The following is a 25,559-nucleotide window of genomic DNA, read 5'->3' as shown; positions in this document are numbered from 1 at the left end:
ACGATCCGGTGTATGAAGCGTCACGTGGCTCGTTCTGTGTATCGGATTCTCGAGGCCACGAAACCGATCGGCCAAGCCGCTTGACAGACATAGAAGGATCCTGACGGCGGCTCAGCAACCTCGCGCGAGGTTGCTGAGCCGCCGTCAGGTAGCAATTAGTCGTCGGTGAGGGTGAGGCTGAATCCGCCGGCGATGAGGGAGCCGATGTTGTAGATGAAGGCCGCCAGCGTCGACAGCGCCGTCATCAGCACGATGTTGATGACCGCGATGATGAAGCCGGCCGCAACGACTCGGCCGAAGCCGAAGATGCCGACGATCCGCTCGGCCGACTCTGCACCGGCGAGCTCGCTCATCGTCGATTCGAGGCCGCTCATCACACCGGTCGCCTGCAGCACGACCCACAGGACGATGAAGGCGACGATCGTGGCGATGCCGATCGCCACGGACATGAGGAACGACATCTTCATGACCGACCACGGGTCGACCGCGGAGACGGTGAGGCGGACGGTGCGGGGGCCCTTTTTCTTCTTGCCCTTCCCGCTGTCGACCATGTTCTTCACACCCATCTTCACGCTGCCGGAGCTCGCGCGGACGGTGTTCGCGGCATTTCCCATCACCGAGGTGGCGCCGCGATTGCCGCCGCCCGATCCCTGGGAGCCCGATCCCTGTGAACCGGAAGTCGGTGCGCCGGATCCCTGGGATCCGGTCTGAGCCCCCGATCCCTGAGAGCCGGTGTGTGCCGATGGCGTTGAGCCCGCCGAGGGTGCCCGGTTGGGCTTCGGCGAGGCCTTCGGAGCGGGAGGTGCGACGACGGTGGCGTTCTGGCTGTTCGGTCCCGAAGAGCCGCGACTGGAGCCGGATCCCTGTTTCGCGCCGGTTCCCGACCCGGAATTCGCGCTGGGGTTCGAACCTGAACCGCTTGCTGCAGCCGACTTGTCGTCGGACTTCGACGATCCGGCCGTCAGACGGGTCGAGCCGCTCGACGTGCGTATGATCTTGCCTGAGCCTGGCTGTTTGCTATCGCTCACTCTTCCACATCCTCGTTGCCGGTCTGAGGCTCTGCGACCTCACCTTCCGGGACTTCGGCATCGTCTTCGCTTTCGATCTCGTCTTCGACCTCGGCTTCGGGACCACGGGTCACTGCGATAATACGATCTTTCTTATCCGGTTTCGCGAACACCACACCCATGGTGTTGCGTCCCTTCGCCGGAACTTCATCGATGCTCGACCGAACGATCTTACCTCGCTCCATGACCACGAGGACCTCCTCACCGTCCTCGACGATGAGTCCGCCTACCAAGTCTCCGCGCTGTTCGGTGATCTTCGCAACCCGGATTCCCAGACCGCCGCGCCCCTGCAGGCGGTACTCGTCGACCGGGGTGCGCTTGGCGAACCCGGCTTCAGTGACGACGAAGACGTGGGTGTCCGGCCGAACGACGTCCATCGTGAGCAGCTCGTCGTCGTCCTTGAACTTCATACCGGTGACGCCACCGGTGACTCGGCCCAGGGGACGGATCGACTCGTCATCGGCGGCGAAGCGGATCGACATGCCCTTCCGCGAGATCAGCAGCAGGTGATCCTCGGCACCGACGATGCGGGCCGAGACCAGCTCATCGGGCTGACCCTTGTATTCGCGCAGGTTGATGGCGATGACACCGCCGGTGCGGTTGGAGTCGTACTCGCTCAGGCGGGTCTTCTTCACCACACCGGACCGGGTGGCGAGGATGAGGAAGTCGGCTACCTCGTAGTCCCGAATCGACAGCACCTGTGCGATCGTCTCACCCGGTTGGAGGGCGAGCAGGTTCGCCACGTGCTGGCCCTTGGCGTCCCGTGAGCCCTCGGGCAGCTCATAGGCCTTCGCCCGGTACACGCGACCGGTGTTCGTGAAGAACAGCAGCCAGTTGTGGGTCGAGGTGACGAAGAACTGTTCGACGACGTCGTCGCCGCGCAGTGCCGCGCCCTTGATGCCCTTGCCGCCGCGGTGCTGGGCCCGGTAGAGGTGAGTCTGGGTCCGCTTCGCGTAACCGCCGCGGGTGATCGTGACGACGACCTCTTCCTCGGGGATGAGGTCCTCCATGGACACATCACCGTCGAATCCGGCGAGGATCTTCGTCCGGCGATCGTCACCGTAGCGCTCGACGATCTCGTCGAGTTCCTCGGACACGATCTCACGCTGGCGAGCCGGGGTTGCCAGGATGTGGTTGTACTCGGCGATCTGCTGCTCGATCTTCTCGGCCTCTTCCTGGATCTTCAGTCGCTCCAGTGCGGCCAGTCGGCGCAGCTGCAGGTCGAGGATCGCATTGGCCTGAAGTTCATCGACCTCGAGCAGCTCCATCAGTCCGGTCCGTGCCTCGTCCGAGGACGGGGAGCGGCGGATCAGGGCGATGACCTCGTCGAGGGCGTCGAGGGCCTTGAGGTAGCCGCGCAGGATATGCGCGCGTTCCTCGGCCTTGCGCAGACGGAACTGCGTGCGACGGACGATGACTTCGATCTGGTGCTTGACCCACAGGCGCAGGAACGAGTCGATGCTCAGTGTGCGCGGCACGCTGTCGACGAGAGCCAGCATGTTCGCGGAGAAGTTCTCCTGCAGCGACGTGTGCTTGTACAGGTTGTTGAGCACGACCTTGGCCACGGCATCGCGCTTGAGCACGATGACCAGGCGCTGACCGGTGCGACCCGAGGACTCGTCGCGCAGATCGGCGATGCCGGCGACCTTGCCGTCCTTGACATAGGAGGCGATCTTCGCGGCCAGGGTGTCCGGGTTGACCATGTACGGCAGCTGGGTGACGACGAGGCAGGTGCGGCCCTGGATCTCTTCGACTTCGACGACAGCTCGCTGGGTGATCGATCCGCGACCGGTGCGATAGGTGTCTTCGATGCCCTTGCGGCCGAGGACCGTCGCGCCCATCGGGAAATCGGGTCCCTTGATGAGGCCGAGGAGGGCTTCGAGCGCCTCTTCCTTGCTCGCCTCCGGGTGGGACAGCAGCCACTGTGCGCCCTGGGCGACCTCTCGCAGGTTGTGCGGAGGAATGTTCGTGGCCATACCCACGGCGATGCCGGCCGAGCCGTTGACCAGCAGGTTCGGGAACCTGGAGGGCAGAACCATGGGTTCCTGGTTGCGGCCGTCGTAGTTGTCCTGGAAGTCGACGGTGCCTTCTTCGATGTCCCGGACCATCTCCATGGCCAGGGGCGCCATCTTGCACTCGGTATAACGCGGTGCGGCCGCTCCGTCGTCGCCCGGGGAGCCGAAGTTGCCCTGACCGGCCACGAGTGGGTAGCGCATCGTCCACGGCTGCACGAGGCGGACCATGGCGTCGTAGATCGCCGTGTCACCGTGCGGGTGGTACTGGCCCATCACGTCGCCGACGACGCGCGAGCACTTGGAGAAGTTGCGATCGGGGCGGTAGCCGCCGTCGAACATCGCGTAGAGCACGCGGCGATGGACGGGCTTGAGTCCGTCGCGGACGTCGGGCAGGGCACGGCCGACGATCACGCTCATCGCGTAATCGAGGTACGACCTCTGCATCTCGAGGTTGAGATCAACCTGTTCGATCCGGTTGATTTCTGTTCCGATATCGTTCTCGTCGGCCAATGTGGGCTCTTCCCTTGTGTTCGTACCGTGTCCGGCTGGATCTCAGCCGTGTACGGCGGCGATTTGTGCGTTCAAAGAATGGGTGCGGTGCATCCGGTCTCCCACCCTCACCGAGGCGGCTGCCCGGTGAGGACGGAAGATCAGATATCGAGGAAGCGGACGTCCTTCGCGTTCTCCTGGATGAAGCGGCGACGCGAATCCACGTCGTCGCCCATGAGGACGGTGAAGATCTCGTCGGCGACGATCGCATCGTCGAGCGACACCTGCTTGAGCAGCCGGTGGTCGGGATCCATCGTCGTCTCCCACAGCTCCTCGTAGTTCATCTCGCCCAGACCCTTGTAGCGCTGGATCGCGAGATCCTTGGGCAGACGCTTGCCGGCGGCCCGCCCGGTCTCGAGCAGTCCGTCGCGTTCCTTGTCGGTGTAGGCGAACTGGTGCGGGGCGTTCGACCACTTGATGCGGTAGAGCGGCGGGGTGGCGAGGTAGACGTAGCCGTGTTCGATGAGCGGCTTCATGTACCGGAAGATCAGCGTCAGCAGCAGGGTCGTGATGTGCTGACCGTCGACATCGGCGTCGGCCATGAGGACGATCTTGTGATAGCGGAGCTTCTCGAGATCGAACTCCTCACCGATGCCGGTGCCGAAGGCCGTGATCATCGCCTGGACTTCGTTGTTGCCCAATGCGCGGTCGAGTCGAGCCTTTTCGACGTTGAGGATCTTTCCGCGCAGCGGCAGGATCGCCTGAGTGTTCGGGTTGCGGCCCTGAGTCGCCGAGCCGCCGGCCGAGTCACCCTCGACGATGAAGACTTCAGAGATCGTCGGGTCCTTCGACTGGCAGTCCTTGAGCTTGCCGGGCATACCCGAAGACTCGAGCAGTCCCTTGCGGCGAGTGGCCTCTCGCGCCTTGCGAGCGGCCAAGCGGGCCTGGGAGGCCTGCAGCGCCTTGCGCACGACGTCCTTGGCCTGGGCCGGGTTCGACTCGAACCAGTGTCCGAGTTCGTCGCGGACCACGCGCTGGACGAAGCCCTTGACCTCGGAGTTGCCGAGCTTCGTCTTCGTCTGACCCTCGAACTGAGGATCGCCGAGCTTGACGGAGATGACGGCCGTGAGACCCTCGCGGATGTCATCGCCGGTGAGGTTCGGGTCCTTGTCGCGCAGCAGCTTCTGTTCCTTCGCATACGCATTGACCAGAGAGGTCAGAGCCGTGCGGAAGCCCTCTTCGTGGGTGCCGCCCTCATGGGTGTTGATGACGTTGGCGTAGGTGTGGACCGACTCGTTGTACGACGTCGTCCACTGCATCGCGATCTCGAGTGCGAGAGTCTGTTCGGCCTCTTCGGCTTCGAAGACGATGACATCGGGGTGGACGAGATCGGCCTTCTTCGTCGAGTTGAGGTACTCGACATAGTCGAGCAGACCGTTCGCGTATTCGTAGGTGACGGTGCGCGGCTTCCACTCGGTCGCCTCGTCCTCGTCGATCTGGACATCGTCATCATCGACTTCGTTGTGGCGCTCATCGGTGAGACTGATCTTCAGGCCCTTGTTGAGGAAGGCCATCTGCTGGAAGCGCGCACGGAGGTACTCGTAGGAGAAGTCCGTGGTCTCGAAGATCGAGCCGTCCGGCCAGAAGGTCACGGTCGTTCCGGTCGCATCGGTGGCTTCGCCGCGCTGCAGCTCACCGGTGGGCACACCCCGGACGAAGTCCATCGTCCACACATAGCCGTCGCGCCTGACCTCGACCTCGAGCCGTTCGGACAGTGCGTTGACGACGGTCGAACCCACACCGTGGAGACCGCCTGCCACGGCGTATCCGCCGCCGCCGAACTTACCGCCGGCGTGGAGGATCGTGAGGATCACCTCGACGGTCGGCTTGCCTTCCGTCGGGTGCATGGCCACCGGCATTCCACGGCCGTCATCGGCGACGCGAACGCCTCCGTCGGCGAGGATGGTGACCTCGATATGATCGCAGTAGCCGGCCATCGCCTCGTCGACCGAGTTGTCGACGATCTCCTGAACGAGGTGGTGGAGACCACGTTCCGAGGTCGAACCGATGTACATGCCGGGCCGCTTCCGGACTGCCTCGAGACCCTCGAGCACAGTGATGTCGCCGGCATCATAATGAGGCTGATCCTCGGTCGTCATATGACTCCTTGTTCGGATGGTCGCTATCAGCTCCCCATTCTACCGCGCCGCACGCTGAAATGCCCGTAAGCGGCCTGTGAAGGCGTATTTCCGGAATTTTCGTGCCGCAGATGTACCCCCGGACAGGTGAGGTAGCGGCTATGGCCGTTTAAGGCCCTCTGTGTTCTTCTCAGAAATCCAGTGATACTTCCCCGAATTTCGCCGAGGCGGCTGCCGATTTCACCCGAATGTGTCCCGGGGTCCGCGGCCGGCCACCGATCGTCGACCGCGTTTGAAGCTGCGTGCCTGCGGCCCCTTGATCTCGATCTCGGTGATCGTCGCCGAGCCCAGCCCTTCCTCGAGTCTGCGCAGGATCGTCGGTTTGAGCACCCGCAGCTGGGTCGCCCAGGTCGTCGAGTCAGCGGCGATGACGAGCAGGGGAGGAGAGAAGTCAACGGGAGTCGCGTGCTGGGCCACCTGAGGTCCGACGAGGTCGGGCCACCGGCCGAGCACCTTGCCGATGTCCAGTGAGGACGACCAGCCGCGGTCCGTGATGAGCGACCCGAGCACGGACGACACGGTCTTCGGGTCACGGCCGTCTCGACCCGACCCGGAGTAGACGGCTTCGCCGCGCAGGCGGGAACGGCGACGGCTGCGAACGAACTTCGCTTCGGTGACCTCCATCCGGCGGACTCGGTCGAGGGCTTCGAGTGCGGCGACGGGAGTGGAGTAGTCCCGGTCGATGCCGCTCATGCGGTGCCGCTCTGCAGGAGTCGGGACTGGTCGATCCGGATTCCTTCGAGACCATCGGGCAGATCGGAGTCGACGGCAGCGGTGATGAATACCTGTTCGGCCGATGTCACCCTGGAAGCCAGACGCTGCCGCCGACCGGTGTCGAGTTCGGCGAAGACGTCATCGAGGACGAGGATCGGCTGTTCGGCGGCGCTTCCGGCATCGGCGGAGAGCAGATCCCAACCTGCCAGCTGCATAGCCAGCGCCAGCGACCAGGTCTCTCCGTGAGAGGCGTAGCCCTTCGCCGGATGGGTTCCGATCATCAGGGACAGATCATCGCGACCGGGTCCGTGCAGGGTCAGTCCGCGCTCAATCTCAGTCGTCCGGCGACGATCGAGGGCCGCCAGCAGCAGCTCCTTGCAGTCGGCAGCGGATGCGGCCTGCGAGTAGTCGATGCGCGAATCGTAGGCGATGTGGGCGCCTTGCCGTTCCAGCCGGGCATCGGCTGCGATATAGGCGAAGTTCGTCTGCAGCGGTTCGACGATATCGGCGAGGATTCGCTGTCGCCCGTAGACGAGTTCGGCGGCGGAGTCCGCATAGGCCATGTTCCAGATGTCGAGGGTCGCCTCGAGGCCGGGATCGCGGTCCTCGCGGAGCCGTTTGAGCAGCGCATTGCGCTGTTTGAGTGCCCGTTCGAAGTCCGTGATGATCGAGGCGAAGCGCGGATTGCGCGCCACGACGAGCGTGTCGATCCACGACCGGCGTTCGGCCGGTTCACCGCGGACCAGGCTGAGGTCCTCGGGAGCGAAGACGACACAGGTCACGAGGCCGAGGATGTCCTTGAGTTTCACCGCATTGCGGTTGACCCGGGCCCGGTTGGCGCCTTTGGCCTGGATCGTCACCTCAACGGTGGCATGCCGCTGATCTCTGTTGACCAGTGCGGACACCGTCGCGGCCGGTCGGCCCTCGTGGACGAGCGGAGCGTCGAAGGCCACCCGGTGGGAGCGCTGATGGGCGAGATACCCGATCGCCTCGACGATATTGGTCTTCCCGGTCCCGTTGTCGGCCACGAATGTGGTGACTCCGGGTGAGAACTCGAGGTCGAGCTCCGGATACGACCGATAGTCACGCAGGGAGAGTCGGGATATCCACATTCAGATGCGGGTGGGCATGAGCAGATAGCGATAGGACTCGTCGGCAGGACCGTCGAGTTCCTTCTGCCCGGAGATGATGACCGGCTTCATCGGCTGCGTGAAGGAGAAGTTCACGTACGGGCTCTCGACAGCGGCGAGACCTTCGGCGATGTAGTGCGGGTTGAAGCCGACGGTGATCTCGTCGCCCTGGAGGGTGGCTTCGACGGCTTCGGAGGCCTGAGCGTCGTCACCGGTGCCGGCGTGGAGGGTGAGCATACCGTCGGTGACCTCGAAGCGCAGCGGGGTGTTGCGTTCTGCCACGAGCGAGACACGGCGAACGGCTTCGCGCAGCACGGCGGTTTCGACGATGGCGTGGATCGGAACCGAATCCGGGAACAGCGAGCGGACCTTCGGGTACTCGCCCTCGATGAGCAGCGAGGTGGTGACCCGACCCGCCGAGGTGAAGGAGATCAGGTCCTTGCCGGCATCGGTGCTCAGGCCGATCGTGACATCGCCGCCGAGGGACTTCGAGACATCGGAGAGCGTGCGTCCGCGCAACAGGGCCACAGCCGAGACATCGGGGCGTCCCGGGTTCCAGGTGAACTCGCGAACGGCCAGACGGTAGCGGTCGGTGGCGAGCATCGTGACCTTCTCGCCCTCGATCTCGACTCTCACGCTGGTGAGGATCGGCAATGTGTCGTCCTTCGAGGTCGCGATCGTGACCTGTGAGACGGCGTTCTGGAACTCGCCGGCCGAAACGGTGCCGGAGTCGTCGGGGATCTGCGGCAGCGCGGGGTATTCGGCCACAGGCATCGTCATGAGTGAGAAGCGCGAGGATCCGCAGGTCACGTCGACCTTCGCATCGATCTGTTCGAGGGTGACCTCTTGGTTCGGCAGAGCCTTGGAGATGTCGGCGAGCAGACGTCCAGAGACCAGGACCGTTCCTGCGGAGGCGACGTCGGCGACGATCTCGACGCGGGATGAGACTTCGTAGTCGAAGACGGCCAGACGCACTGTGCCGCCGGCTTCTGCGGTGATGAGAATACCGGTGAGGACCGGAGCGGAAGGACGGTTGGGCAGAGTCTTGGTCGCCCAGGCAACAGCGTCAGCGAGAACGTCGCGATTGACTTTGAACTTCAAGGGGGATGCTTCCGCGTTCACTTTACTCCTTCGGGGTGGCCACCCGACCTGCACTGGGCATCTGGCACGAGATTCCGGGTTGCGAGTCACAGGCTCGACACTGCTCGGAAAACTTTACACAGCCTATCCGATTTGTGCCCACCTCAGGAGTGCCGGCCGAAAAGGGATGCCAGGGGTGCTCAGTGAGTGAATCTCGCATTCGAGAATCAGCCGAGATCCTGTGTTCGAATATTCTGCAGGTCCATGACTCTCTCGACCTCGAGCGCGTGAGCTCGAAGCTCACTCACCGCAGCAGTCGGTGGCGGTCGCCCTCTTAAGAGTTGAATTCACTTGGTAGAAGTATCAGCACATGTGGAGACTGTGGACAAGTGCCGCTTAGCCCAGAGTAATCAAGGGTTCTGAGCCATTATGGGCTTGTGGATGCCATGTGCACCGTGACCGAGGCGTCGGTGGGCGCTTGGGTAAACACAAGCATGTAGTTCACATCTTTCCACCCGTGGAGCAGTTCTGTCCACCGCTCTTTCCCCAGGCTGTGAGCAATTGTCCCCAGGGTTATCCACAGATGTGTATGACGTCTTCTATAGGCGGTGCTGTTGTTTAATGCGGTTTGTGAGTTCGGTGACCTGAGTGTAAACGGCCCGTCGTTCAGCCATCTGAGTTCGAATCTTCTTGTTCGCGTGCATCACGGTGGTGTGATCGCGTCCACCGAACGCCTGTCCGATCTTCGGCAGGGACAGATCGGTGAGCTCGCGGCAGAGATACATGGCGATCTGCCTGGCCGTCGTCAGAGTCCTGGACCGGGAGGTTCCGCACAGGTCATCGAGGGTGAGGCTGAAGTAGGCAGCGGTCTGGCCCATGATGTCCGCGGCCGTGACCGCGGGGGTGTCATCGGGAGTGATGAAGTCCTTGAGGACGGTCTCGGCCAAGGAGACGTCGATCTGCTGATCATTGAGGTTGGCGAATGCCGTGACTCGGATGAGGGCGCCTTCGAGTTCGCGGATGTTCGAGGACACACGGGAGGCGATGTATTCGAGCACATCGTCGGGAACATCGAGCTGCTCGGCTGCGGCCTTGCGGCGCAGAATCGCGAACCGCGTCTCCATGTCCGGAGGCTGCACGTCCGTGAGCAGACCCCATTCGAATCGTGAGCGCAGCCGCTCTTCGAAGCCCTTGAGCATCTTCGGCGGCTGATCGGAGGTGATGACGACCTGTTTGGCCTCATTGTGCAGAGCGTTGAACGTATGGAAGAACTCTTCGACGGTCGCATCCTTGCCCTGCAGGAACTGGATGTCGTCGATCATGAGGATGTCGACCTCGCGGTAGCGGCGCTGGAAGGCGGGACGCAGAGCATTTGAGGTCTTCGACGAGCCGATCGTATTGATGAAGTCGTTGACGAACTCTTCGCTGGAGACGTACTTCACCCGGATCTCTGGGAACAGCTGAGTCGCGTAGTAGCCGATCGCATGGAGCAGGTGCGTCTTGCCCAATCCCGAGTCCCCATAGATGAACAGAGGATTGTAGGCCTTGGCGGGTGCCTCGGCGACAGCGAAGGCCGCTGCATGGGCGAATCTGTTGGAAGCGCCGATGACGAAGGTGTCGAAGGTGTACTTCGGGTTGAGCTGAGCGACGCCGGGAGCATCGACGGGCGGGCCCATCGGGGCGGCGGTCGCCTCGGCGATCTTCATCTCACGGTCAGTCATTCCGGAATCGTTCCGAGCCTGCGACTGCGAGGCGGGCGTCTGCGTTGCCGGAGGTACCGATGCCTGAGCCTGTGGGATCTGGGTATCCGAGGTCTGCTCGGCTGGCTGGCCCTGGTGCGGCTGGGCGAATTCGGGCGTCGAATGATCGGCGGGTGCCGGTCGGACCGGTTCGGTCGCCTCGGTGGGGGTGGGTTCCGGCGATTCCGTCGCCGAGGTGGAGGTGACCGGATCGATGGGAACCTGGGCCCCAGGGGTCGGCTCTCCGATGAGTTCTTCGAAGCGGATCGGCACGTCGAGTTCAGGATCGACGACGAATCCGAACGTCACTTCGAATCCGAGGACTTTTGAGAACTCCCTGGTCAGGGGGCCGAGCAGTCGGGTCTCGATGGTGCGGCGGGTGTGTTCGTCACGCACGGCGAGAAGGATGAGCGCATTGTCGACGAGGGCCTTCGGCAACGCGAGGGAGAGGAATCCCTTCTGATGCGACGTGAGGTCTGGGTCCTGTTCCAGGTTTGAGACCACCGTGTGCCAGCGGCTGATGAGCTCATTCTTGGAATTCGACACCGTCACATTTCCTCAGCTTTCAAAAAAATTCGTTCTGGCGTGATCCACACCTGTGCATGACTTCCACATAGTTTTCCACAGAATGTGGATCAGTGCCGACTCAGCCCAGTGAATCTCCACACTCGTGGATAAGCTTGTGGAAAACTACATGGGTGTGACTTGTGGATGAGCCTTGATGCCCTGAACGCGAACGGCGATGAATTTCGGGCGAGCGTGACGTGAAACATGCAGATCCCGTTTGACCGGTCCGATTGCGCCTCGCTAAGATGGAGTGTCCTGTGTACCGGGCTTCATCCGATTATCCTGATTATCTTTTGGCTCTTATGCACAGGAGTGCTCGGCGGTCGAGACTCGCACCGCCGTTTTTTGTGAGAACGCACCGGCGTTCACCCGCAACCTAGAAATCGGAGACTGAAGTGAGCAAGCGTACATTCCAGCCCAATAACCGTAAGCGCGCCAAGAAGCACGGCTTCCGTCTGCGTATGCGCACCCGCGCGGGCCGCTCGATCCTGGCCGCACGTCGTCGCAAGGGACGTTCCGACATTTCGGCCTGAGCATGCTTGACGCGGCACATCGGATCCGCAGCGGCGAAGACTTCAGACGAATCTTCAGAGCAGGGGTCCGGGTGCGCACAGAGCATCTCATGGCGCACGGCCTGAGAGACACCGATGATACCCACGCTGCACGCGTGGGTTTCATCGTATCCAAGGCCGTCGGGAATGCCGTGGTGCGCAACCGCACCAAACGCCGCCTGCGTGAGATCATGCGTGCGCGGCTCGGTGAGCTGAGGCCAGGAGATCTGTTCGTCATCCGGGCACTGCCGCATGCCGGACAGGCCGACTTCAGCGTTCTGTCCGCCGAGGTCGACGCGCTCCTGGTCAAGGCAGAGAAGAAGCTGGAACGTCGTGGACGCCGAGCATGATCTGAAGCATGTCTCCGAGGTGCCCCGCCGGCCGGCAGGTTTCTGGCCGACACTCGGCTGGATCGTTCTGATTGGACCGAGGATGCCGTTCGTCTGGTTCATCCGCGCCTATCGGATCGTGATCTCACCTCTCTACGGCCAAGTGTGTCGCTACTATCCCAGCTGCTCCATGTACGGCCTCGAGGCGTTCGAGATACACGGAGTTCTCAAGGGCGTGGTGTTGACTGGGTGGCGAATACTGCGTTGCAATCCGTGGTCGCACGGAGGTGTCGACCATGTGCCGGGCTCGGCGCGGGAGGCCAGGTCGAAGACCATCCACCGCGGTCAGGCACACACCTGAATGTATTGAACTTGCAGTCCGCGCACGAGCGTGAAGAAGCGGACTGCCTCGGGGCACACGTCGTGTCGCGCAGACCTGTGAACAATGGCAAAATGAACTTCGCGCAAGAATCGGTGTAACGAGGAGAACTGAATGGACTGGATGGACAAGCTGCTCTACCCGCTGCAGTGGGTAGTTGCTTGGATCCTCGCGATCTTCCACGAGATCTTCACCGCAATCGGTCTCCAAGCCGACAGCGGTTGGACTTGGGTGCTCTCGATCGCCGGACTGACCGTGGTCATCCGTGCTCTTCTTATCCCTCTCTTCGTCTACCAGATCAAGTCGCAGCGCAAGATGCAGCTGCTGCAGCCGGAGATCCAGCGCCTGCAGGCGAAGTACAAAGGCAAGAAGGATCAGTACTCCCGCCAGGCCATGGCCGAAGAGCAGATGGCGCTGTTCCGCGACAACAAGACGAGCCCGTGGGCATCATGTCTTCCGCTGCTCGTGCAGATGCCGATCTTCTTCTCGCTCTTCCGCGTCATCCACAATATGCCGAAGGTGGCTTCCGGTGACGTCGGAGCCATCGGCGGTTTCACACAGCAGCTGGCGATCCAGGCCGAGCAGTCCTCGATCTTCGGCATCAGCCTCTCGGCGGTCTTCACCGACCCGGGCTTTGCGGTCAAGCTCCTGACCGGTGTCCTCATCGTCATCATGGCCGCCACCATGTTCATCACGCAGAAGCAGATGATGGCGAAGAACATGTCGGAGTCGGCAATGGCCAACCCGATGATGCAGTCGCAGAAGATGCTGCTCTACGTGATGCCTCTCGTCTTCGGCATCGGCGGAATCTACTTCCCGCTCGGTGTCCTCATCTACTGGCTGGTCTCGAACACTTGGACGATGGCCCAGCAGCACATGGTCATCCGCAATATGCCCGCTCCCGGCTCGAAGGCCGAGAAGGAGATGCTTGAGCGCAAGGCTCGCAAGGGCAAAACTGTGAAGCAGGACGAGCTCAAGGGATCGACCGTCACCGAGGAGGCCCCGAAGAAGAGCGGCCAGCGGCAGCAGCCCGTGAGCAAGAACCGTAAGAAGAACAAGAAGCGCTGAGGACAGACATGACCGAAGAGAAGATCGACGAGACCTCCGAACAGACACCGGAAGAGACTCCGGAGGAGACCTCGCCGAAGCCGAGCCGTGCCGAACTCCTCGAAGAAGAGGGCGAGATCGCCGCGGACTACCTCGAAGAGCTGATGGATCTGGCCGATGTCGACGGCGATATCGATATCGATGTCGCCGACGGCCGTGCACAGCTGTCCATCGTCTGCGAGGACGACGAGGACTCCAACCTGGGCACCCTGGTCGGCCGTGAGGGCCGCACCCTCGGTGCGCTTCAGGAACTCAGCCGTCTGGCGGTGCAGACTCAGACCGGTCAGCGGTCGTGGCTGATGCTCGATATCGACGGATTCCGCAACAGCCGTCGAGAAGAGCTGATCAAGAAGGCCAAGCGCGCGATCGCCGAAGTCAAGGACGGCGGCGAGGAGTTCGCGTTCAAGCCGATGAACAGCTTCGAGCGCAAGATCATCCACGACCAGGCTGCCCGCGCCGGTCTGGTCTCGGAGTCCGAGGGTGAGGGCGACGGTCGTCATGTCGTCATGCGGCTCGCCGATGACTGATCAGCCCGAGCACGACACCGATCTCTCGAACGAGTCGACGGCAGCGGAGATCGAGACGCCTCCGGCCGGCACCGAAGAGTACTTCGGTGCGGCTTATCCTGCTGCGCAGCGGTATGCCGAACACCTGGCCACCACCGGAATAGAGTGGGGTCTCATCGGACCGCGCGAGGTCGATCGACTGTGGTCCCGGCACATCCTCAACTGCGCTGTGGTTGCCGAATACATCAATGAGAATGATGTCGTCGGTGATGTCGGCAGCGGCGCCGGTCTGCCGGGTATTCCGATCGCACTGATGCGCCCCGAGGCGAAGATCGTTCTCATCGAACCGATGGAGCGCCGCGTCGAATGGCTGAACATGGTCGTCGACGATCTTGGCCTGAAGAATGTGCGGATCGTGCGTGCACGCGTCGAGGAGCTCGTCGACGAGGAGATGTTCACGGTCATCACCGCACGCGCGGTCAAGGCGATGACGACCCTGATCGAATGGACCCGTGAGGTCATCAGCCCTGGGGGCCGGATCCTCGCCCTCAAGGGAGCTTCCGTCGAAGGCGAGTTGGTCAAGGCGAAGAAACTGATCAAGCGGTATCGACTGTCTCAACCTCAGATCCACGTCGTCGATGGCGGCGGCATCCTCGAGGTCCCGAGTCGTGTCGTCGAGATCGTCAAGAAATAGTACGAAGTAGAGTTGGTCTAGGCTGGATCAGAGCCTTGTGAAACCGATGGATGATGGAGTGCGCCCTATGCCGATCATGGATGAGTCGTCTCCCATTGGTGCCGCGATTGCACGGGACAACCGGCGTGCGGATCGACTGTCGCAGACAACCTTTCCACGGCCGGACTCAACCCGTATCTTTACGATCGCGAACCAGAAGGGTGGCGTTGGAAAGACCACGACGGCGGTGAACATCGCAGCTGCCCTGGCCAATCAGGGGCTCAACGTCCTGCTCATCGACATCGATCCGCAGGGAAACGCGAGCACAGCCCTGGGGATCGATCACTATTCCGAGGTCACGAGCATCTACGACGTCCTCATCGATGACGTTCCGATGCGCGAGGCTGTGGCGCAGTGTCCGGACTTCGACACTCTCAAGTGCGTGCCGGCCACCATCGATCTCGCCGGCGCGGAGATCGAACTCGTGTCCCTCGTCGCACGTGAACAGCGACTGCAGCGTGCCTTGGGCATCTACCTCAAGGAGGAGGAAGCAGCGGGAGATCGCGTCGACTACGTCATCATCGACTGCCCGCCCAGCCTTGGTCTGCTGACTGTGAACGCTTTCGTGGCCGCTCGCGAAGTCCTCATCCCGATCCAGTGCGAATACTATGCACTCGAAGGCCTCAGCCAGCTGCTGAAGAACATCCAGCTCATCCAGAAGCACCTCAATCCCGAATTGGCGATCACGACGATTCTGTTGACGATGTATGACGGACGGACGAACCTCAGTGCTCAGGTCGCTGAAGATGTGCGCACTCACTTCCCGGAGCAAGTCCTCGGTACTGCCATTCCGCGTTCGGTGAGGATCTCTGAGGCACCGAGCTACGGGCAGACCGTGATCTCATATGACCCACATTCCAGCGGCGCCCTGTCTTATCGGGAAGCCGCCGAAGAAATTGCGAATCGAGGAGTAAGTCGTGGTTGAACGCAAAAAGAGGGGCCTGGGGCGAGGCCTCGGAGCATTGATCCCCGACGCGAACTCCAATGATCGTCCGGTGGATGTGTTCTTCTCCGGAGGGAACTCGGAAGACGGCAAACGCGAGAGCGAGACGAAGACGTCACGTACTGCGCGCACGGACCCAGCTGCGTCTATGCAGTCGTCCCGACGACGCAAGCCGAAAGCATCGGGGACAGCACGATCGACGTCCACGACTCCCGAGGCAGATTACGAGACTGAGGCAGTTGCCTCGAAGACAGCGTCTTCGAAGACCGGATCGACAAAGGCCGGATCGACAGAATCGGGAACGACCAAGGCTGCCTCGACTACGTCGTCCAAGACCTCTGCGTCCAAGCCCGCGGGTTCGAAGTCGACCGCCTCCAAATCGACCGGGACGAAGACTGGGACCTCCAAGACGACGGGATCGAAGGCCTCGACGGCGAAGTCGAGCGCGTCGAAGGCAAGTGCATCGGAGGCAAGTGCATCGAAGGCAAGTGCATCGAAGGCAACCGGGAGCGGTTCCTCCAGAACTACTCCGGCCGCAAGATCAAAGCAGACTAAGGCTAAGGCAGGGTCTTCTGCTGGTTCATCCTCTGCATCCGCAGTTGAGAGCGCAGAGAAGGCGTCTGCAGCGCCGAAAAATACCGCTCGGAAGACAACGCCCGGCGCTTCGGTTTCTGACCCAGCAACGGGCTCAGGCGAAGTCGAGGCTACAGCGGCGAGCCCGTCTGCTGAGTCCAGTTCGGCTCGGCTGAACGGCAATGAGTCGGTCGACGTGAGCTCTGACCTCATCAATGAATCTCAGTCCTCAGAGTCCGCCGCAGCAGCGTCGGCCGAGGATGATGTTCGCGAAACGCATCCGGGCGTATACACGTCGTCTGGTCGGAGCCATGATGATAACGAGACAGATGAAGAGGTTCAGTCCGAGGGCATCGGAGCTTACGAAGAAACGCATACTACGTACGTAGTACACGAGGAGTCAGAAGACGCCGAAGGCGAGACTCGGCTGGCGGAGATCTCGGATTCAGATGCTTCGACAGCTGCTGAATCCAATGCGGGGAAGAGTGCTTCATCCTCGGCCGAAGAATCGGGAGGATCTGAGACCGTGGAGACCGCCGATGAGGGCGGTCTCGAGGATTATGAAGGCGTCGAATCGATTCCGGATACCGAGTTCGGTGAGATTGACGTCGATCTGATCGATGCGAACCCCAGGCAGCCGCGAACGGTCTTTGACGAAGATCTTCTGGCGGAACTGGTCCACAGCATCCGTGAGATCGGCGTCCTTCAGCCTGTCGTCGTCAGGCAGAAGCCGAGCGACCGCTCGCGCTTCGAGCTCATCATGGGTGAGAGGCGTCTTCGCGCGACGAAGGACGCTGGGCTGTCGACTATTCCGGCGATCATCCGGTATGTCGAAGACACTGACCTGTTGCGTGACGCGCTTCTTGAGAACCTGCATCGTGCAGAGCTCAATCCGCTTGAAGAGGCAGCGGCGTATGGCCAGCTGCTCGAAGACTTCGGGTGCACGCAGGAAGAGCTCTCCGAGCGTATTGGGCGTTCTCGGCCACAGATCTCCAACACTTTGCGTCTGTTGCGTCTGCCTCCTCTCGTGCAGAGGAGGGTTGCTGCCGGCGTAATTTCGGCTGGTCATGCCCGGGCGATTCTCGGCCTGCGTGATCCGGAGCATATGGAGGTGCTTGCGCAGCGGATCGTTGCAGAGGGACTGTCCGTCAGGGCATCGGAGGAAGCTGTCGTATTACTGAACCGAGGCGATTCCATCAATGTTTCACGTGCAACGACGAAGGTGGCCCCGGAGTTCCTCGAGGTCGCGGAACGTTTGGGCGATCGTCTCGACACCAAGGTGAACATCTCCGTTGGCAAACGCAAAGGCAAGCTGAGTGTGGAGTTTGCGAATCAAGAGGATCTCGACCGTATTCTCGGTCTCTTGGGAATCTCGAATGAGGACGCACTCTGAACAGAATGTAATAGGTGGAGATGGGCTTCGGGGTGATCCCCCGAAGCCCATCTTTTTGTCGCGGACTCTGCTTGAGACAGCGTGCTCGTATCCCTGGGCAAATCGCTGTCACGTCAATATCGACGTTCTTCGGTTAGATCTTCGCTGAACGGTGGCGGTCCCATCGTTTCACGTGAAACGGTCTAACTACTAGTTGCCGTTCGACTCCTTACTCGACAGTCGAGTTCGTTGGAACCATGCATCCCTGTCATGGACAACCACCTCGAAATATGAGGAAGATACGTAGTTTGAACGTCCGTACCGCAAGCTCTCCAGCCATTAGTTGTCGGCTGGTGAGATGATAATTTCCACCGTAAGTCTGCAGGCGCTACGCAAGCATCCTCTAGTTGGAGTGTATAGAGAAGCTGGAGGCGTCTTTATGGTGGTCACCTATCCGGGTTGCGTTGCCAAAGGCGCTGTTTCACGTGAAACGCGCGGCAGCTGTTGCTAAGGAATCGGGAGCGTGCGAACCGGAAGTCATATCATACCTCTACAGAATCTGATTAATCGGAAACGGGGCACGTTAGTGCTGATGTGCCTAGGTCATCCTCTGCTGCCATGCAGGAGAAGTTCATGTTTCACGTGAAACCGCAGTTGTCGCGTTGCGTAGACAGCAGTGGCGCCGCCCGCGATGCCTGAACAGGACTCCGAACAGGGCGGATATCCGCACGGTTCAATAGGCTCCCAATTGGTTAGCGACTTCGGACTATGAGTCGTCGACATTCCCTTCTTGAGAATGGGCCACGCTCACTTCAGACGCTTATGAAAGGTTTCTGGAACACCCCGTGGCCTCTGTGGGATCACCTCCTGAGGTTCGAGCTCCGTTAGTCGCCGCGGCACAGAGTGACGAAATCGCGTGTCCGCGCTGTGCCGGATAGCGCACCATGGAGAGGATCACACTGATTCGCGGTCGAATGTGATCCGGTGATTCTGCCGGGCTAGACGAACTTGAACAACGCGTGCGAGAGTGCCGTTTCACGTGAAACCGGTCTGTGTGGGATGGAACTGGTAACTTGGAGCCACATGTTCGGGCGTCATCGCGGACTCGAACCCACTTCTACGGCTCAAGACTGCTGTATGCAATCTAGAGGCGAATCAATGGCTGACTGCAGTTGGTCGCTGCCGTAGAGTCCATTAATAATCGTTAAAGGCATCCTTCCTCGGGGCACGACGTACGCTCCGTCGGATATGCGTATTTGGAATGACGAGCTGAAATCAGCGGGTCGGGACTCGGGCCGCAGTTCCAACGATATCGACGCATTCAGCGCACTTTGTCATGTGATAAATCGGGCCCGTGGCAAATGTTTCACGTGGAACCGTATTTCTACCGAGCGATGCCAGCCGTGTTGTCTGTTGATGGACATCATCTTTAAGAATCGGAACCGCGCCGCTATGACGGCGCTCGGGTGTTCCTTTCTTCACTGTTGCTGGGTCTTCAGTTCTCTTCATTTGTCGGGTCTGCCGTACTCTGTTGTAACGCTTTTGTGGTTGTAACGCCGTCGCGACTTGTCTGTGGGCTTGGGTTTCGATATGCCGCAAGAGAGCAAGGAACGCCTGTTTTGTCGGTTTCCGGTCCATGTTGAGTCCTACTTAGACTTAGCAGTGACCTTCCGTAGGGGTGAGCTGCCTTCGACGGCTTTCATTTAGAGATTCCGTTTCACGTGAAACTTCCCTGGCGAAGTCCGGATCGTCCCGGGCTAGTGCACCCGTTTGCCGGCAGAATGAATTTCGATTGCGAATTGAGCATACCTGCTTGGGCCAGGGAGTCCGGTTGCTTCAGTCGTCTGGTCAGAGCCGAGGACGCTCTGTCACCTTTCACGGAGGCGACAACTACCTACACTGGCGCTATCTCAGTATCGCTGTTCCACGTGAAACGACCCATTTCCCACGAGGGGGTGGCGGCAGTTCTATTGCTGCTTTGTAGTTGATCGAACAGCCAAGGGAGCTCTGCTGGGTTGAGTGTGTAGGAGAGAATTCTCAACCGCGGTTCGGTGTCGGCTAGACGTGCAGAACGCGCACATAATGGGTTGCGGCTTCTAGTCGAGCTGGTGGGTCGCGCATTCGCAAAGACGGCGTTGGCGCCGTGATTGGAGCTGGTGAAACCCTACTTGCCTTAGTAGCGAACGGACGGTACAGCTCAACGCCTTAAGTATGCGTTGGTGCCAGCGAGGAATCGTACGCGGTGTTGCTATGTTTATTGGCCTCGCGATTGCGAAGAATTCGTATGGTTTCACGTGAAACGAAGTGGCAGGACTGGATTTGTTCGTTGTCGGTGGTGGTGCGAGTATAACCTAGGCGGTGCGAATAGTCGGTGCGAAAGCACACGAGGGCGTGGTCGATGATTGTAAACAGAAGGTCGGCCTTAGAGTGCCTCGCTTGTCAGCGGAAGCCCAAATCGGGTGATGTGTCTGGTCGCAGTCCACGGGTGGCGTTTCACGTGAAACATATCGCGGCAGGACCTATGATGCAAGGTAACGAACTCGTGGTGCTAGGTCGCGAACCCGTCGTGCTTGGTCGACTGTGTAGGTCGACTGTACTTGTCTCGTCCGCTGTGCAGCGGCCGGGCTGATCGACCGGCGCTGTGGTAGGCGCCTATTTGGGGTTGTATCAACAAGTCTTCGGTGGTTGTAGGGATCGCCTCTTGTCTGTCGTCAGTCGTCTGGTGGAATGTTCCCAGAGGTTGAAGACCGAGGTGAGAAGAGCCGCGCTCCTATTCAAGGAACACGGCTCTGGAGGCAGCGAGGTTGAAGTTGGCTGACTAGTTCAGCGCTTTGATGGCATCGAGACTGAGACTGCCGGTCTGAGGATCCTTGTCCTCCACAATGTAGAGGCGCTGGAGTGCAGCGGCTATACCGTCGGCAATCGCATCTCGGACGTGCGGATCCTGGAGGTTCTCGAGATCGTCTTGGTTAGTGAGGTAACCGCTGACGACATGCACCTTCGGCGTCTTCAGTCGCTTGAGTGATGACCATGTGCGCGCATGCGTGCGGCAGTCCTGCATTCCGGTCCGTGCGACCAGTTCTCCTTGGATGAGCTCTGCGAGCTTCTGCCCCGTTGGCGAATTGAGGTCCGACTGACGTTCGTGACCGAAGTAGAAGGTTGCCAATCCGTTGGCATCCTTGGATTTGCTCACATCCGCGGTGACGGTGATGACCGCAGACGCGCCGAGGGTATCCGCGCGATTGACTTCGACGGCATCGCCTTCGAGGAGGAGGGCTCCTGCACCGATGGCTTCCAAGCGACCAACAAGGCGACTTGCTATATCCAGAGTGATCTGACGCTCGAGGGCAGACTGCTCATCCGTCATAGGCAATGTCTGGAAATCTACAACTGTAGTTGCGGCCTCGATGACGAAAGTGCGGCCGACGAGGGACGTACCCGAAGCCGCTACGCGTGCACGCTCCTGAAGCGCGAAGAGATTGCCGGTGTCCTGGTTGCGGTCGATCGCGTTGAGACCGCGCAAGGTCTGGGGCCCCGTCACACCGTCGACCTTTGTACCCAAACTCATCTGCAGTTCCTTGACCGCTGCCTCTGTCAGAGATGCGTACTCGGAATCGATACGACCCGGATAGAAGCCCAGGCCGGCGAGTTTAGTCTGGAGGTCGACGACATCATCGCCTGACAGCACTCTGACGGGGTCGAATCGGAGCACACGGTCGCCCAACTGATATCGAGCCTGCTCCAGCGCAGAAAACGTCTCAGGGCCCAACACACCGTCGCAGAGGATCCCGCGGTCCTGCTGGAACTGGCGGACACCCAACTCAAAGTCTCGGTCGAAGTCCGCGGTCTCGGTATCTCCGACATGGAGCCCTAAACGGGCCATCTGAGCTTTGATATTGGGCAGCATCTCGGAAATGTCGCCGCGCGAGTAGCGCGGTAAGTTCGTGTTCGTCAATGCGGTGCCAATCGTCGGTGATGCGTTTCCAGGGTCAGTGTTCAGCGGCGCTCAGAAATGCCTAAGGCGCCCGTTGATATTACAACAGGCGCCTTAGAACTCGATCAGATGAAGTCGGAGAGCTCATCCTCGAGGGCGGGCTTCGGACGCGCGCCGATGATGGTCTTGGCGACTTCGCCGTCCTTGAAGACGTAGAGCGCCGGAATCGAGGTGATTCCATAGGTGCTTGCGGTCTCGAGGTTCTCGTCGGTGTTGACCTTGACCACGTTGAGCTTGTCTCCGTGCTCTTCGGCGATCTGGTCGACGATGGGGCTGACCATACGGCAGGGGCCGCACCAAGGAGCCCAGAAATCGACGAGTACGGGCTTGTCGGACTTCAGGACGTTCTCTTCGAACGTCGCATCGGTGACTTCTGTCGACATGAGTAACCTTCCTTCACAACGAATGTCTCTATCAGAACAGTGGAGCTGGATCTTTCATTCCCGGGCCTGTTCGCTCGGCCCGATGTGCTGTCAAGAGCAGCGATATGGCCGGACGTTTCGGGATCAGGAAGTGACTGGGGCTTCGGCCACTGCTGTTTCCGCCAGGGCGGGCTTAGAAGCAGCCTCGAGATCACCGAGGTAATGTTCGGCGTCCAGCGCGGCCGAGCAGCCCGAGCCGGCAGCAGTGATGGCCTGACGGTAGACCGAGTCGATGACGTCGCCGGCCGCGAAGACGCCCTCGATCGACGTCTTCGAGGTGCGACCGTCGACGCTGAGGTACCCGTCGGCGCGCATCTCGAGTTGATCGGCGAACAGGCTGGTCCGCGGGTCGGAGCCGATGGCCACGAACATGCCGGTCACGGGCAGTTCCGAAGTCTCCCCTGTTACGATGTTGCGGATGGTCAGCCCGGTGAGGGAATCCTCGCCGTGAATTTCGGCAACTTCGGAGTCGAGGAGGAACTCGAGCTTCTCATCGGCGTTCGCGCGGTCCTGCATGGCCTGCGAGGCACGCAACTCTTGCCGGCGGTGGACCAGCGTGACTTTGGACGCGAAACGGGTGAGGAAGGTGGCCTCCTCGAGTGCGGAGTCGCCGCCGCCGATGACAGCGATGTGCTGATCACGGAAGAAGAATCCGTCGCAGGTGGCGCACCAGCTGACTCCGTGCCCGGAGAGCTTCTTTTCGTTGGGCAGTCCGAGCTCGCGGTATGCCGAGCCGGTTGCCAGGATCACGGCCTTGGCTGTGTAACGAGATCCCAGAGCGGTCTCGATCTCGTGAGCACCCGGGTTGAGTTTGAGGGTCGCGACATCGTCGTAGATGACCTCGGCACCGAACTTCTCAGCCTGCTCTCGCATGCTCTCCATGAGTTCGGGCCCCTGTACACCGGCGGGGAATCCGGGGAAGTTCTCGACGTCGGTGGTGTTCATCAGTTCGCCGCCTGCGGTCACCGATCCTGCGATGACGACCGGGGAGAGGTTCGCACGGGCCGCGTAGACAGCTGCGGTGTAGCCGGCCGGCCCCGATCCAATGATCACCAGTTGAGTATCAGTCATGTGAAAAGTTCCCTGCTTCTATCTGCTGTGCTCAGCGCGCCGCGGAGTGCCGAGCGGAATGACGTTCGCACCTATAACGGTACGGTGCCGCGGACTATTCCGCACCCGCATGCCGTCCGGCATCAGGGTACGAGGAACTGCTGGTCGGTTCAGAAGAACTTCACAGAGCTGATCGTGGCCTTATAGCCGCCATCGGTCTGCGGCAGTTCGGTGACCCAGAGGATGAGCTTGTCCGTCTCGACCTCTTCATCGAACTCCACGGTGACGGCGCCGTCGGCATCGAAGACGCCTTCGCCGATGACCTTCGCGTCCTCAGGGTCTTCACCGTCACGGATCTCGAACTTGCCTCCGGAGTTCCCCGATGCCACCTTCACCTTGCTCATGGTGGTCTCGTCCTCGAACTCGAAGAGCAGGCCGACACCGGATTTGAGGTTGCCGAAGCTCGCCGAGTTGTACCGGTCGGTGTTCCACGAGCCTTCGGTCTTGGGAATGACATTCTCGGTTTCACTGTCGTGTTCCGATCCGTCGCCCTCGGGGTCGAGGGATTCGACCGTCTTGATCTTCGGAGGATCGGCTTTCGGAGTACTCTTCTCTTCCTTCTTCGTCGGCTGCTCGCTCGCTGCGGACGTCTCGGAGACCGGAGTGGACTCCTCGTCTCCCGAGTTGAAGCCGATGATGACGATGCCGAGCACGATGGCGGCAACGACCGCGAGGCCGAGAACCAGCCACAGGAAGGGCTTACGAGTCGCCGCTGGATCCCGCTCGTCGGGACCTGTTCCACCCGAACCGCTGCCTGCACCGCCGGAAGCAGCGCTGCCGCCAGCACCTCCGGCGCCGGCAACTCCTGCGGCACCCGCTGCCCCGGCGGCCTTGTTTCGGTTCTTCGCAGACGCAGCCTGCGCTACATCGGTCGAATCGCTGTGCTGTTGGCGAGGTTTCCCGGCCTTGCACTCGGCCGGGCGCACAGACGAGGAGCTCCCAGCTGCCTCGGCGCGAGACTCGCCACCGGTGTTCCGATCGTCGCCGGCCCTGGGCTCGTCCACATAGTCCGGCGACAGCCGGCGCATCTCCTTCGGCGGTGCGGCAGCGTTGGCTTCCTGCTGACGGGCGGCCGAACTCGCCTCGAAGGCGGCAAGCCGCCTGCGCGCCTCGTCCTCCTTGGCCTTCGCGATCCGCCGTTCGCGTTCATACTCGCGTCGCTGATGCTCTCGCTGCTGTTCGTTGGTTTCGAACATGCCGCCGAGGAACCAGGAACCGTCGTCCTCGTCCTCGCCGTCCATGATCACGCGCGTGTCGTTCTCATCGCCTTCGTCGTCGTTCTCGGGGACGATCTCAAGTGCCTGAGTGTCAGGATCCGAATCGTCTTCCCGACTCATGATCGGGGTCGTGAGGTTCTCGTCGTATTCGTGCTCCGCGTACTCCGAATACTCCGAATACGTCTGCTCCGGCTGCCATTCTTCCCAGTCCTGAGCGGCGCTGTCGAGTTGTTCCTTCGCAATCGGGAAGCTCGAGGCCTCGCGCATCTGCATCCGGTCGGCATACCGGCCCGTGGTGCTTCCTACCACTCCGGCGGCCAGTCCCCGCGTTCCCGGACGAGTGATTCCGATGCGCACCAAGGCGGCCTGCACCTGATCTTCGCTGGCGCTGGTCGAACCGCCGGGACCGGGCCCGATGGTCTTCGAGCGTGGAGCGGGCAGGCTGGTGGCCTCATCGAAGCTGCGCGGCGACTGATCGAACAGATTCTCGTTCTCCGCCACCGGAGCACGATTGACGTAGCGCAGCAGTTCCGGGTCCCACTTGTCGATATAGCCGAGAACCTCGGCGACCGAACCCGGACCGGGATCCGAACCCGTGATGATTCCACTGACGAAGTCATCGAGCTTGTCGGGGACGTCGGGGTTGAGCGCCTGTGCTCGGGCGATCCGAGCGTTCTCCTTCTCCGCAGGAGGAATGCCGTCGAATGCCTCTTCACCGGGCCAGTATCCGGTCAGAGCCGTGTAGAAGAGCTGGACGAGCGCGAGGGCGTCTCGACGTGAGGCCTTGGTCGGCGTGTAGTCCTCCTGCTCGACGAGCCCGGTGTCCAGCGCCAGTGCCGCATCGATTCCGATGCCGGCGATGACCACCGCACCCTTCGAGGTCAGACCGACCAGACTCGGACGCAGGAACATATGGAACAGTCCCCGCCTGGCCGAGGTCACGAGCGCCGAGCCGACCTCGCCGATGAGTGCGCAGGCGGCGTCGACGGGCAGCGGCGAACGCGGCAGGATCTGGTTGAACGGAGTCACCGCGATGCGCTTGATGACGATGTAGTCCAGCCCGTTGGAATGACCGACGTCGAGGGTCGGGGCGATGCGCGGGTCACCGAGGATCGATACACGACGGGCGGCTTCGAGGACGTCGTTGGAACCGTCGGCATCGGCGACGAGGATGAGCACAGGTTCGTCGAGGATCGCATCGAGTCCAGTGCAGACGGCACCGACCTCGGGCTTTTCGGGAAGCCATCGGCGGTCGACGGTCGATACGACATAGCGACCGGCCACCACCATGCCGGGTTCGATATCGATCAGGGCGACCACCTCC

21 protein-coding genes are annotated in these 25,559 nt (G+C 61.2%); 8 read left to right on the top strand and 13 right to left on the bottom strand.

What is annotated here, in order from left to right:
* Positions 1 to 155 precede the first annotated feature (155 nt).
* From HK353_RS17500 to dnaA, 7 genes are all read right to left on the bottom strand, one after another.
* A complete protein-coding gene (locus HK353_RS17500) occupies positions 156 to 1,028 on the bottom strand; it encodes a DUF3566 domain-containing protein (protein ID WP_342589964.1) in 873 nt (290 codons plus the stop codon).
* Positions 1,025 to 3,592: a DNA gyrase subunit A gene (gene gyrA, locus HK353_RS15600; RefSeq protein ID WP_173157633.1), complete on the bottom strand. Its 2,568-nt coding sequence runs from the start codon at positions 3,590 to 3,592 to the stop codon at positions 1,025 to 1,027. The genes HK353_RS17500 and gyrA overlap by 4 nt, the downstream gene beginning before the upstream one ends.
* Before the next feature lie 140 nt (positions 3,593 to 3,732).
* A complete protein-coding gene (gene gyrB / locus HK353_RS15595; RefSeq protein WP_173157631.1) occupies positions 3,733 to 5,730 on the bottom strand; it encodes a DNA topoisomerase (ATP-hydrolyzing) subunit B in 1,998 nt (665 codons plus the stop codon).
* A gap of 219 nt (positions 5,731 to 5,949) precedes the next feature.
* Complete coding sequence (locus HK353_RS15590) at positions 5,950 to 6,462, bottom strand: DciA family protein (protein WP_173157629.1); 513 nt, start codon at positions 6,460 to 6,462, stop codon at positions 5,950 to 5,952.
* On the bottom strand, positions 6,459 to 7,595 hold the full coding sequence (recF, locus tag HK353_RS15585; protein ID WP_173157627.1) for a DNA replication/repair protein RecF: 1,137 nt from the start codon (positions 7,593 to 7,595) through the stop codon (positions 6,459 to 6,461). The genes HK353_RS15590 and recF overlap by 4 nt, the downstream gene beginning before the upstream one ends.
* Complete coding sequence (dnaN, locus tag HK353_RS15580) at positions 7,596 to 8,735, bottom strand: DNA polymerase III subunit beta (RefSeq protein ID WP_172173149.1); 1,140 nt, start codon at positions 8,733 to 8,735, stop codon at positions 7,596 to 7,598. It abuts the gene before it with no gap.
* A gap of 557 nt (positions 8,736 to 9,292) precedes the next feature.
* A complete protein-coding gene (gene dnaA, locus HK353_RS15575; RefSeq protein WP_173157624.1) occupies positions 9,293 to 10,978 on the bottom strand; it encodes a chromosomal replication initiator protein DnaA in 1,686 nt (561 codons plus the stop codon).
* Between the two features lie 416 nt (positions 10,979 to 11,394).
* Between dnaA and rpmH the strand changes: the two genes are divergently transcribed.
* The 7 genes from rpmH (at position 11,395) to HK353_RS15540 (ending at position 15,529) form a co-directional block, all read left to right on the top strand.
* The gene (gene rpmH, locus HK353_RS15570; protein WP_039211706.1) at positions 11,395 to 11,532 is read left to right on the top strand and encodes a 50S ribosomal protein L34; all 138 of its coding nucleotides are present in this window, start codon (positions 11,395 to 11,397) and stop codon (positions 11,530 to 11,532) included.
* Between the two features lie 2 nt (positions 11,533 to 11,534).
* Positions 11,535 to 11,900 carry a ribonuclease P protein component gene (rnpA, locus tag HK353_RS15565; protein ID WP_173157622.1) on the top strand — a complete coding sequence of 122 codons (366 nt, stop codon included), beginning with the start codon at positions 11,535 to 11,537 and terminating at the stop codon, positions 11,898 to 11,900.
* Positions 11,884 to 12,240, top strand: a complete 357-nt coding sequence (yidD, locus tag HK353_RS16865) for a membrane protein insertion efficiency factor YidD (protein ID WP_248283866.1) — start codon at positions 11,884 to 11,886, stop codon at positions 12,238 to 12,240. The genes rnpA and yidD overlap by 17 nt, the downstream gene beginning before the upstream one ends.
* Before the next feature lie 132 nt (positions 12,241 to 12,372).
* Positions 12,373 to 13,326, top strand: coding sequence for a membrane protein insertase YidC (gene yidC / locus HK353_RS15555; RefSeq protein WP_101546514.1), 954 nt, complete (start codon positions 12,373 to 12,375; stop codon positions 13,324 to 13,326).
* An 8-nt stretch (positions 13,327 to 13,334) separates the two neighbouring features.
* A complete protein-coding gene (locus HK353_RS15550; RefSeq protein WP_173157618.1) occupies positions 13,335 to 13,892 on the top strand; it encodes a Jag family protein in 558 nt (185 codons plus the stop codon).
* Positions 13,885 to 14,565: a 16S rRNA (guanine(527)-N(7))-methyltransferase RsmG gene (rsmG, locus tag HK353_RS15545; protein ID WP_173157615.1), complete on the top strand. Its 681-nt coding sequence runs from the start codon at positions 13,885 to 13,887 to the stop codon at positions 14,563 to 14,565. Before HK353_RS15550 ends, rsmG begins: the two co-directional genes overlap by 8 nt.
* A gap of 67 nt (positions 14,566 to 14,632) precedes the next feature.
* The gene (locus HK353_RS15540; protein ID WP_245396080.1) at positions 14,633 to 15,529 is read left to right on the top strand and encodes a ParA family protein; all 897 of its coding nucleotides are present in this window, start codon (positions 14,633 to 14,635) and stop codon (positions 15,527 to 15,529) included.
* Positions 15,530 to 15,769: 240 nt separating this feature from the next.
* On the opposite strand, the gene HK353_RS17230 is transcribed toward HK353_RS15540, so the two are convergent.
* Complete coding sequence (locus HK353_RS17230; RefSeq protein ID WP_245396079.1) at positions 15,770 to 16,333, bottom strand: hypothetical protein; 564 nt, start codon at positions 16,331 to 16,333, stop codon at positions 15,770 to 15,772.
* A gap of 313 nt (positions 16,334 to 16,646) precedes the next feature.
* Here HK353_RS17230 and HK353_RS17225 point away from each other — a divergent pair, with 313 nt between their 5' ends.
* Positions 16,647 to 17,513: a ParB/RepB/Spo0J family partition protein gene (locus HK353_RS17225; protein WP_425350568.1), complete on the top strand. Its 867-nt coding sequence runs from the start codon at positions 16,647 to 16,649 to the stop codon at positions 17,511 to 17,513.
* A 1,254-nt stretch (positions 17,514 to 18,767) separates the two neighbouring features.
* Here HK353_RS17225 and HK353_RS15530 read toward each other — a convergent pair.
* From HK353_RS15530 to HK353_RS15510, 5 genes are all read right to left on the bottom strand, one after another.
* Positions 18,768 to 19,130: a hypothetical protein gene (locus HK353_RS15530; protein ID WP_173157612.1), complete on the bottom strand. Its 363-nt coding sequence runs from the start codon at positions 19,128 to 19,130 to the stop codon at positions 18,768 to 18,770.
* A gap of 1,180 nt (positions 19,131 to 20,310) precedes the next feature.
* Positions 20,311 to 21,447, bottom strand: a complete 1,137-nt coding sequence (locus HK353_RS15525; RefSeq protein WP_245396078.1) for an N-acetylmuramoyl-L-alanine amidase — start codon at positions 21,445 to 21,447, stop codon at positions 20,311 to 20,313.
* A gap of 104 nt (positions 21,448 to 21,551) precedes the next feature.
* Positions 21,552 to 21,869 (bottom strand): thioredoxin, encoded by a 318-nt coding sequence (gene trxA, locus HK353_RS15520; protein ID WP_039211718.1) that lies wholly within the window; start codon positions 21,867 to 21,869, stop codon positions 21,552 to 21,554.
* A 123-nt stretch (positions 21,870 to 21,992) separates the two neighbouring features.
* Positions 21,993 to 22,979, bottom strand: a complete 987-nt coding sequence (gene trxB, locus HK353_RS15515; RefSeq protein WP_173157609.1) for a thioredoxin-disulfide reductase — start codon at positions 22,977 to 22,979, stop codon at positions 21,993 to 21,995.
* Positions 22,980 to 23,128: 149 nt separating this feature from the next.
* On the bottom strand, positions 23,129 to 25,555 hold the full coding sequence (locus HK353_RS15510; RefSeq protein WP_173157607.1) for a protein kinase family protein: 2,427 nt from the start codon (positions 25,553 to 25,555) through the stop codon (positions 23,129 to 23,131).
* Positions 25,556 to 25,559: the final 4 nt, after the last annotated feature.

The sequence above is a fragment of the Brevibacterium permense genome, assembly GCF_013280495.1.
GTDB classification, from domain to species: domain Bacteria; phylum Actinomycetota; class Actinomycetes; order Actinomycetales; family Brevibacteriaceae; genus Brevibacterium; species Brevibacterium permense.
This window is presented reverse-complemented; position numbering and strand designations above follow the sequence as displayed.

Excerpts from the sequence above, each read along its gene's own strand:
- HK353_RS15530 (WP_173157612.1), bottom strand. The coding sequence starts at position 19,130 with ATGGACCGGAAACCGACAAAACAGGCGTTCCTTGCTCTCTTGCGGCAT.
- yidC (WP_101546514.1), top strand. The coding sequence starts at position 12,373 with ATGGACTGGATGGACAAGCTGCTCTACCCGCTGCAGTGGGTAGTTGCT.
- trxA (WP_039211718.1), bottom strand. The coding sequence starts at position 21,869 with ATGTCGACAGAAGTCACCGATGCGACGTTCGAAGAGAACGTCCTGAAG.
- HK353_RS15540 (WP_245396080.1), top strand. The coding sequence starts at position 14,633 with ATGCCGATCATGGATGAGTCGTCTCCCATTGGTGCCGCGATTGCACGG.
- HK353_RS15550 (WP_173157618.1), top strand. The coding sequence starts at position 13,335 with ATGACCGAAGAGAAGATCGACGAGACCTCCGAACAGACACCGGAAGAG.
- HK353_RS17230 (WP_245396079.1), bottom strand. The coding sequence starts at position 16,333 with ATGAGGTCAGAGCTCACGTCGACCGACTCATTGCCGTTCAGCCGAGCC.
- trxB (WP_173157609.1), bottom strand. The coding sequence starts at position 22,979 with ATGACTGATACTCAACTGGTGATCATTGGATCGGGGCCGGCCGGCTAC.
- rsmG (WP_173157615.1), top strand. The coding sequence starts at position 13,885 with ATGACTGATCAGCCCGAGCACGACACCGATCTCTCGAACGAGTCGACG.
- rnpA (WP_173157622.1), top strand. The coding sequence starts at position 11,535 with ATGCTTGACGCGGCACATCGGATCCGCAGCGGCGAAGACTTCAGACGA.
- gyrB (WP_173157631.1), bottom strand. The coding sequence starts at position 5,730 with ATGACGACCGAGGATCAGCCTCATTATGATGCCGGCGACATCACTGTG.
- recF (WP_173157627.1), bottom strand. The coding sequence starts at position 7,595 with ATGTGGATATCCCGACTCTCCCTGCGTGACTATCGGTCGTATCCGGAG.
- HK353_RS15590 (WP_173157629.1), bottom strand. The coding sequence starts at position 6,462 with ATGAGCGGCATCGACCGGGACTACTCCACTCCCGTCGCCGCACTCGAA.